This window comes from Streptomyces sp. WELS2, assembly GCF_013870595.1.
Lineage (GTDB): Bacteria > Actinomycetota > Actinomycetes > Streptomycetales > Streptomycetaceae > Streptomyces.
On sequence record NZ_JACBWZ010000258.1, the window covers coordinates 1 to 7,718 of the forward strand.

Below are 7,718 nucleotides of genomic sequence, written 5' to 3' on the forward strand. Positions count from 1 at the left end.
TCGTGCGTGGGCCTCGGCCGCGGCGGTCAGGGGGTAGGTCTCGGCGACGCGGGCGAAGAGCACGCCCTGGTCGGCCAGGCGGGCCAGGTCGGCGAGGTGGGCGGCGTCGGACCGCACTCCGACGGCCTCCACGCGGATGCCGCGCTCGGAGGCGGGTTCGCTGCCCGGCCACAGGCCGGCGTAGGCGCCGCCGCCGCGGACGGCGGCGAGCGCGGCTGCGCCCAGGACCGCGGTGTCCAGGACACCGTCGAAGGACGCGGGCTCGAAGGTCTCACCGCGGGCCAGGAAGTGATCGGCACCGCGGGCCCGGACGAAGTCCTCGAAGGCCGCGTGCCCGGCCCCGGTGACCTTCAGGCCCCGCTGGTGGGCCAGTTCCACCGCGTGGGCGCCCACTCCGCCGTTCGCGCCGACGACCAGCAGGCTCTGCCCCGGAGCCAGGTCGAGCAGGTCGAGCACCTGGGAAGCGGTTGTGGCGTTCAGCGGCAGAGTGGCGGCATGGACGTCGTCGAGGGAGGCGGGGGACGGAGCGAGGATGCCGGCGTCCACGACGATGTAGTCCGCGTGGGTGCCCAGCGGCTTGTGATGTCCGGTCACCACCGCGAAGACGCGCTCGCCCACCTGCCAGTCGGCGCCGGGGCCGACGGCGTCGACCACACCGGCCACGTCGAAGCCGAGCCCGACGGGTCCCTGGCCGCCGAAGACGCCGGAGCGCATGGCGACATCCACCGGGTTGATCGCGGCGGCCTTCACCTTGACGCGCACCTGCCCCTCGGCCGGCACCGGGAGCGGGTGCTCGGTGATCCCGACGACCTCGGGCCCGCCGAAGCGGGAAACGGTAACGGCGCGCATGGTCATGATGTTCCTCCAGAAGGCGGGCGGGTGCCGCCCGAGCGGCGATGGGGGCGACGTTCTCTCTCGCGGGCGCCGGCGCCGCCCCGCGCGGGGTTAACGCCGGGCCGATGTCCCGTTACGCACCGATGAAGTCGTTACGTACGATTGGTGCGTCAGCCCATGGTGCGTCGCCATGGAGAGGTCTACAAAAGGCACACGCGTGTGCGGAACCGGAAAGGCAGGTGCGTCATGCGGGCCGAAGCGAAGGACCAGCGGGCTGCCGCTCGGTCGGGGCCGTGTGCCCGGTGGCCTGCCCAGCAGGGCGAGACGATCCGGCAGATCGTGGACCGGGCCGGCGACAAGTGGACCGTGCTCGTCATCGGCACCCTGGAACACGGCCCCCTGCGCTACACCGACCTTCAGAACACCGTCACCGGCATCTCCCAGCGCATGCTCACCCACACCCTGCGCCAGCTCCAGCGCGACGGTCTGGTCACCCGCACCGCCTACCCCGAGGTGCCCCCGCGCGTCGAGTACGCCCTGACCGACCTGGGCACCACCCTCCTCGACGCCGTCACCGCCCTCGTCGACTGGGCGGGCACCCATCACGACGAGATCACCGCGAACCGCGCCCGCTACGACAGCGAGGCCACCGCCGGCTGACGCGCGGCGGCCCTTGGACTCACCGAATGCTTCATCCGGCCGCCGAGCCGGCGTGGTCCAGCGTCAAGGCGTCCCCGCTGTTCCGTACCCGCAGCGCACACGGCCCGCCGCGGGTACGAGAACCGAGCGTCCTCGGGCAGGAGCAGCCCCGTGATGCCCTCGCGCTCGCCGTCGGCCGGCTCTTCCATCTCGGCGGCCGGCCGATGAGGCAGGCCGCTCCCTCCAGCACGCCGACGGACAGCACGAACCGTTCCTCGTGGAACCGGAAGGCAGCGGCGTTGGCGGCTGCGGCGACGACGCGGCTCACGGTGCAGACCCTCGCCGCCGGCGGCGAACTCCGGCGGGAGGTGACGTACGGTCGGGAGTCACTACGGCCTTTCCTCCCATGGTCATGCCCCCTTGGCGGTGAGCCGGCCGATGGCCCGGATGACCTGGCGTCGGGTGGCCAGGCGTCGGGCGAGGAAGGCCATCACCCGGTTCATGCGGCCTGCGATGACGCTGGGCGGCGGGTTCTTGCGGTCCAGGGCGGCCAGCGCGGTGCGGACCACGTCGACGGGCGAGGCGAGCCTGGTCCCTCCGGCGGCCTGTGGGGTGCCCACGACGTCGAAGAACTCGGTCCGGGTCGCGCCGGGGGACAGCGCCAGCACCCGCAGACCGGTGCCGCGTGACTCCTCCCACAGGGCCTCGGTGAGGCTGAGCACGAACGCCTTGGTCGCCCCGTAGAGCGCCATGCGCGGGTTGGGCTGGTAGGCGGCCATGCTCGCCACGTTGACCAGTACCCCGCGGCCCGCGGTGCGCAGTCGGCCGATGAAGGCCCGGCTGATGTCGGCGACCGCGGTCACATCGACCGCGATCTCCCGGCGCAGCCGGTCCGGGTCCGCCTGGTGGAAAGGGCCGAAGGTGGCGAACCCGGCGTTGTTGATCAGGCTCGTGACGTGCAGGCCGAGCTGGTCCATCCGCGCGGCCAGCGCCTGCCCGGGGTGTTCCGTGGCCAGGTCCATCTCCACCACGTGCACCTGGACCGGATGCTGTTCGCGCAGCTCGGTGGCCAGCTTCTCGAGGCGGTCCCTGCGACGGGCGACCAGCACCAGGTCGGAGCCGCGGGCGGCGAGCTGGCGGGCGAACTCGGCGCCGAGGCCCGCGCTGGCCCCGGTGATGAGGGTGGTGTGTCCGTGGTAGTCGACGGCCGGCATGGGCATCCTTCTTTCAGTCGCTGCCTTCCTGGCAGTTAATGCCAAGTAGGCGGTCGCTGTCCAGAGGGGTACCCTGGCGTCCATGACGACCTTGTGGGAGCGTTCGCGGCAGGTTGCCGTCCAGGCGATCCTGGATACGGCGGTACGCCTGTTCGCCGAGCAGGGCTACGAGCAGACGACGATCGCGCAGATCGCGCGGGAGGCGAGGATCTCGCAGCGCTCCCTTTTCCGGTACTTCGGTACCAAGGAGGACCTGGTCTGCGGCGACCAGGAGGCGCTGGGCGAGCTGCTGAAACGGACCGTCGAGCAGCAGCCGGCCGAGATGTCCGCCTGGGATGCCCTGCGCGCCGGATTCGAGGTCGTTCTGACCGCCAACCACCCCCCTGAGCGTGCGCTGGAGCTGTCCCGCCTCATCTTCGACACGCCGTCGCTGCGTGCCCGCTACATCGAGAAGCGGCTGCGCTGGCAGGCCGAACTCGTCCCCGTCGTCCGGGCGCGGCTGGGCGACGGCCCCGGCCATCCGGCTCCCGACACGCAGGCCAAGGCGATCGTCGCGACCGTCTTCGCCTGTATCGACACGGCAACCGAACTCTGGGCCGGACATGACGGGCGGATCGACCTGGCAGACCTCTACGACCAGTGCCTCGCGGCGGTGCGGTACCACGGCTGAGGCACGTATCCCCGGCACACCTTCGCGCGGAACCCGACGCCACCGCGCGCTGTCGATCGCAGCGCTCTGAAGCAGGTGGCAAGGGTGAAATGGTGGGCCGGCTTCGACCCCGGCGGGGTTGCCGAGGTCCGCGTTGTCGGACTCAGCGGCCGTGGAGTGCTCGGCCGACTGGTGAGGTGACGCGTCGGGGTCGAAGGCGCCGAAGACGGCGCCCTTGTCGGGGACGAGTCAGTGGCGGGGGCGCCAGCGGGTGAACACGCACTCGCTCGCCTGCGGTGAGGCCGAACGGCAGGGCGATAACAGTCAGCGGAACAGGCGGAAGAATCCGCGCACCCGCTTGACCGGCGACTCCGGCTGCTCCAGCGCGGCGAAGTGGCCGCCGTGCGGCAGCTCCTCGAACCAGCGCGGGTCGGTGAACCGCAGCTCGGCCTCCCGCCTCGACGGGCGGGTGATGTCACGCGGGTAGACCGACAGCCCGGACGGCGGGGTCACCTTGTCCCGGAAGTTGGCGAAGCTCTCCCAGTACAGGCACGCCGACGACGTGGCCGACGCGGTGAACCAATAAACCGAGATCTCGTCGAGGATCGTCTGCCGTGACAACGCGTCCTCGGGATGGCCGTCGTTGTCGGTCACACCCGACGAACGCGCCACGTTCCCCTCCCCTCGCCCACCGCCAGGCCCTCCCTGGCCCGGCGTCAGCCACACGGCTGCTCGTCGCCCTCATCCCCACCGGCCGAGGCCGGGTCACGCAGCGGGCGCAGGCCGCCGCCGGACAGGACGGTGGCGCGGAAGCTGTAGCGGCCCAGGCGGTTCAGGTTGGCGTGCTTGAGCGGGGAGAGCCGGGCGACATCCTCGTCCCGAACCGCAGGGAGTCGCGCGGGATGCCCGGCGCGACCATCTGCCCGATGCCCGCGACCTGGTCGTTCACGGCGCTGAGCCAGGTAGGGATCTTGCGGGAGTCAGCGGATGGTGAGGCCGCCGTCGACGGCGAGGATGGTGCCGGTGGTCCACTGGGCCGAGGCCAGGTAGGCGGCCGCGGCGGCGACGTCATCGGCAGTGCCCAGACGTCCCAGGGGGTAGGACTGCTCGATCTGCTCGTCGTGCGCGGTGCGTTCCTCCGCGGTCATGGGGGCGAGATAGGAGCGTTCGTACCGGGGAGTGCGGACGGCACCGGGAGCGATGGCGTTGACACGGACTCCTTGGGGGCCGAGTTCACTGGCCAGCGCCCGGGTCATGGAGTTGAGCGCTCCGCGGGTGGCGGAGTAGGCGGCCGAATGACGGCCGGCGACCATTTTGCGGGCCCAGTAGCTGCTGATGTTGATGATGCTTCCCCGAGCGTTCACGAGGGCGGGCAGGAGTTGCCGGCTCAGCAGCAGCGGCACCTGGACGTTGAGGTGCCACATGGTGTTCATCTCGTCGACCGTGGTGTCGGCGAGGGAGGCGAAGTGTGCGATGGCGACGTTGTTGACGAGGGTGTCGACCCGGTCGGTCAGGTTCCCGACGTGCGCGGCGATCCGGGCGGCGGCGTCGGGCGCGGAGAGATCCGTGGGGACGGTGTGCACGACGGTGCCGTGCCGGCCGAGTTCCTTCGCGGCGGTCTCGAGCTTGCCGCGGTTGCGGGCGACGAGAATCAGGTCCGCTCCGTCGCGGGCCAGGGCAGCGGCGATGGCCAGACCCAGGCCCTCGCTGCCGCCGGTGACGACGGCGAAACGGCCGGTGGTGCGGTGCTCGGGCATATCAGATCGCCTTTGTGTGGTCGGTGGAAGCGCTCAGCGTCGCGAACCGGCGTAGTTCTTCGATTTGGTCGCTGCGGGCGTTCCCGATGCCGGCGAGGGCGTCGCTGCCGAGAGGAAGGCGCAGCGGGGGGCTCGGCATATCGGCGAGGACGACGAGGGCCCGGGCCATACGGGCGGGGTCGCCGACCTGGCCTCCGACGGCGCCCGCGGAGCGTGCCAGCGCTTCGTGCACGTGGACGTAGTCGGGGAGCGCGGCGCTGCCGGGCAGCCGGCTCGCCCAGTTGGCGCGGAAGCCGGTGCGGGCTGCTCCGGGCTCCACGATCGTCGTCCGGATGCCCAGCGGGGCGAGCTCGGCGGCCAGTGAGACGCTCAGACCTCCGAGGGCGTGCTTGCCGGCCGTGTAGGCACTCATCCCCGGGGCACCGATCTGCCCTGCCAGCGAGCTGATCTGCAGCACACGGCCCGCTTTCGCCGCGCGCAGGTGGGGCAGAGCGGCGCGCAGGATAGCGGCGGCGGCGAAGAAGTTCACTTCGAACTGGGCACGCAGCTCCGCGTCGTCCAGTTCCTCGAAGGGGCCCGCCAGCGCGTAGCCGGCGTTGTTGACGACGACGTCGAGGCGGCCGAACCCGGTGATCGCGTCATCCAGTACCGGACGCAGCGTTCCGGCGTCGGTGATGTCCACGCTCACGGTGCGCAGACGTCCGGGAAAGGCGGCGGTCAGCGGTTGCAGCGGCTTGTCGTCACGCGTGACCGCGATCACTCGCTCACCTGCACTCAGAACCTCACCGGCCAGGGCCCGGCCCAACCCTCCGGACGCGCCGGTGACCAGCCACACGCGAGACCCCATGCTTCACACCTCTCGCAGGAGCGAAATAAACGGACCACTCTTGTCCGTTTCTTCAGAGTAGAGGAGGCGGACAGAAGCTGTCCACTTATAGATAAGATGGGGCGATGAACGCGGAGCGACCTGCGCCGACCCAGGGGGCGGCTATGCCCGTGCGCGCCGACGCCCAGCGCAATGCCGCGCGGGTTCTCGCGGCCGCGCGTCGTGCCGTCGCCGCTGCCGGCCTGGACGTGAGCTACCACGAGATCGCCCGGGAGGCCGGCGTCGGTGTCGGCACCGTCTACCGGCGCTACCCCGAACGCGACCAGCTCATGGCGGCGGTACTGGGCGACATCCTCTCCGAACTGATCGACACCGCACACCAGGCTCTGGACTGCGACGATGCCTGGGAGGGCTTCTCTTCGCTGTTCACCGGCCTGGCCCTGCGCACCGCTCAGAACGCGGGACTGTCCGGCTCCCTGGACCAGCACGGCGGCCCCGCTGTCGCCCAGCAGCGCCACGAGCTCCTCGACCTCACCCGGAGGGTCATCGAACGAGCTCAGGACCAGGGCCGTCTTCGCCGGGATCTGGCCTGGCAGGAAGTGCTGCGGCTGACCGGCGCCCCAGCGGCACAGGGTTGCGTGCTGGGGCTCGAGCCCGACCCTGCGAACGGTCACCACGCCGTACTGACCGTTCTTCTCGACGGTCTGCAAACCGGCTGACACCAGCGACGTGCCGAAGCTCCCAGGAGCGGACGACACGGTCCGGGAGTGGACGACACCGCCGGGACGATGCCGTGCACCCACTCGGCGCGTTCCATGAGCTCGAGTCCCCCCACACCGGGTATACCGGCCCTTGCCAGTGCTCCGTTGAGCCCACCCTGGACGTTCCCCCGTTATGTTTTCCGCGGTCCTGCGAGAGGGCCGCTGGCCGCCGGACCCGGCATGACTGTCCCCCTGTCGGACGAATGACCCGGGGGTGTCACCGGGCCCGAGGGGTGCCGTGGGAGACGCTGATGAGAGGTCCGACCACCGCCTGGCCGGGCGCAATGCCCGGTCGCGCAAAGGACGCCGCGGTGATGGCGGACGCCGCACGCACGATGCCGCACGCTCCGCGCTCCCTGTGTTGAACGCCAGACCGTTGGAGAGCGCCACGAAACAGGCGATCCGATCCCTGGCCGTGAGACCGGTGCCCTTCACTCAGTCTCGGGCTCGACGAAGACATAAAGGCACCCCCCGGCAGCCGGCCGGCATCGACCCTGCCACGGGCGGGGGGCGGCATAGAGACCGCCGTGACCACGGCGGTGTTCGCCGACCAGCGACAGTTCGGCCGGCGCCCTCACCGGTCCGTCGCCGCACAGCACGGGGTCAGCCGGCTCGAAACACGCACCGAAAAAGCGGTGGGGCAGGAGTAGAACTCACCCCCGAAGCATGTCAGTTCCACCAACGGCTCTTGCCGGGCGTCGTGATGCAGCAGACTCGTCCTCACGGCCTTCGTACTGGGCAGGGCGGTTACCGAACCGAGTGATCAAGTCCGAGGCACCATTCGTCACCGGCCGTTGGAGATCAAGTTGGGGGTGTCCGGCCGATCAGTGCGGGTTCCGGCGCCCGGCACGGCGTCGCGGTCGACCAGCCGTGCCAGCGACTACCGAGAGCAGCAGGCCGAGGTCGGTTCTTTTCGGGTGCACCGGCTGTGATGACGGTGGCGGTGATGGAGCCGCACGGCGCGGCCGCCGCCGACCGACTGCCGTGGGAGGGGTTGGCCGAGTGCCGAGTGCGGCCGGACGTTCCTGCTGACCGCGC

At 70.9% G+C, this 7,718-nt stretch carries 9 protein-coding genes and 1 pseudogene; 3 read left to right on the plus strand and 7 right to left on the minus strand.

The features are described 5' to 3' along the window. On the minus strand, positions 1-849 hold an 849-nt coding region (locus tag H5J33_RS16855; protein ID WP_181795730.1), incomplete at its 3' end, for an NADP-dependent oxidoreductase. 231 nt (positions 850-1,080) lie between these two features. Here H5J33_RS16855 and H5J33_RS16860 point away from each other — a divergent pair. Further along, positions 1,081-1,494, plus strand: a complete 414-nt coding sequence (locus tag H5J33_RS16860) for a helix-turn-helix domain-containing protein (protein ID WP_220212430.1) — start codon at positions 1,081-1,083, stop codon at positions 1,492-1,494. A 31-nt stretch (positions 1,495-1,525) separates the two neighbouring features. Here H5J33_RS16860 and H5J33_RS16865 read toward each other — a convergent pair whose 3' ends face one another. Both H5J33_RS16865 and H5J33_RS16870 read right to left on the minus strand, forming a co-directional pair. Then, positions 1,526-1,801 (minus strand): hypothetical protein, encoded by a 276-nt coding sequence (locus H5J33_RS16865; RefSeq protein WP_181795732.1) that lies wholly within the window; start codon positions 1,799-1,801, stop codon positions 1,526-1,528. An 82-nt stretch (positions 1,802-1,883) separates the two neighbouring features. Then, positions 1,884-2,687 carry an SDR family oxidoreductase gene (locus H5J33_RS16870; RefSeq protein ID WP_181795733.1) on the minus strand — a complete coding sequence of 268 codons (804 nt, stop codon included), beginning with the start codon at positions 2,685-2,687 and terminating at the stop codon, positions 1,884-1,886. Between the two features lie 82 nt (positions 2,688-2,769). Between H5J33_RS16870 and H5J33_RS16875 the strand changes: the two genes are divergently transcribed. Continuing rightward, a complete protein-coding gene (locus tag H5J33_RS16875; protein WP_181795734.1) occupies positions 2,770-3,357 on the plus strand; it encodes a TetR/AcrR family transcriptional regulator in 588 nt (195 codons plus the stop codon). 303 nt (positions 3,358-3,660) lie between these two features. Here the strand turns inward: H5J33_RS16875 and H5J33_RS16880 are convergent, their stop codons facing one another. From H5J33_RS16880 to H5J33_RS16890, 3 genes are all read right to left on the minus strand, one after another. Further along, positions 3,661-4,008 carry a hypothetical protein gene (locus tag H5J33_RS16880; RefSeq protein ID WP_258565165.1) on the minus strand — a complete coding sequence of 116 codons (348 nt, stop codon included), beginning with the start codon at positions 4,006-4,008 and terminating at the stop codon, positions 3,661-3,663. A gap of 308 nt (positions 4,009-4,316) precedes the next feature. Continuing rightward, positions 4,317-5,093, minus strand: coding sequence for an SDR family NAD(P)-dependent oxidoreductase (locus H5J33_RS16885; RefSeq protein ID WP_181795735.1), 777 nt, complete (start codon positions 5,091-5,093; stop codon positions 4,317-4,319). Between the two features lies 1 nt (position 5,094). Next, a complete protein-coding gene (locus H5J33_RS16890) occupies positions 5,095-5,940 on the minus strand; it encodes an SDR family oxidoreductase (RefSeq protein ID WP_181795736.1) in 846 nt (281 codons plus the stop codon). Positions 5,941-6,044: 104 nt separating this feature from the next. On the opposite strand from H5J33_RS16890, the gene H5J33_RS16895 reads away from it, so the two are divergent. Beyond that, on the plus strand, positions 6,045-6,638 hold the full coding sequence (locus tag H5J33_RS16895; RefSeq protein ID WP_181795737.1) for a TetR/AcrR family transcriptional regulator: 594 nt from the start codon (positions 6,045-6,047) through the stop codon (positions 6,636-6,638). Between the two features lie 517 nt (positions 6,639-7,155). Here H5J33_RS16895 and H5J33_RS37515 read toward each other — a convergent pair. After that, a pseudogene (locus H5J33_RS37515) lies at positions 7,156-7,389 on the minus strand (transposase); the annotation flags it as partial. Positions 7,390-7,718 lie beyond the last annotated feature (329 nt).

What these genes read in the sequence shown, in the direction of transcription:
- H5J33_RS16860 (WP_220212430.1), top strand. Translation starts at nt 1,081, where the DNA reads ATGCGGGCCGAAGCGAAGGACCAGCGGGCTGCCGCTCGGTCGGGGCCG.
- H5J33_RS16870 (WP_181795733.1), bottom strand. Translation starts at nt 2,687, where the DNA reads ATGCCGGCCGTCGACTACCACGGACACACCACCCTCATCACCGGGGCC.
- H5J33_RS16875 (WP_181795734.1), top strand. Translation starts at nt 2,770, where the DNA reads ATGACGACCTTGTGGGAGCGTTCGCGGCAGGTTGCCGTCCAGGCGATC.
- H5J33_RS16885 (WP_181795735.1), bottom strand. Translation starts at nt 5,093, where the DNA reads ATGCCCGAGCACCGCACCACCGGCCGTTTCGCCGTCGTCACCGGCGGC.
- H5J33_RS16890 (WP_181795736.1), bottom strand. Translation starts at nt 5,940, where the DNA reads ATGGGGTCTCGCGTGTGGCTGGTCACCGGCGCGTCCGGAGGGTTGGGC.
- H5J33_RS16895 (WP_181795737.1), top strand. Translation starts at nt 6,045, where the DNA reads ATGAACGCGGAGCGACCTGCGCCGACCCAGGGGGCGGCTATGCCCGTG.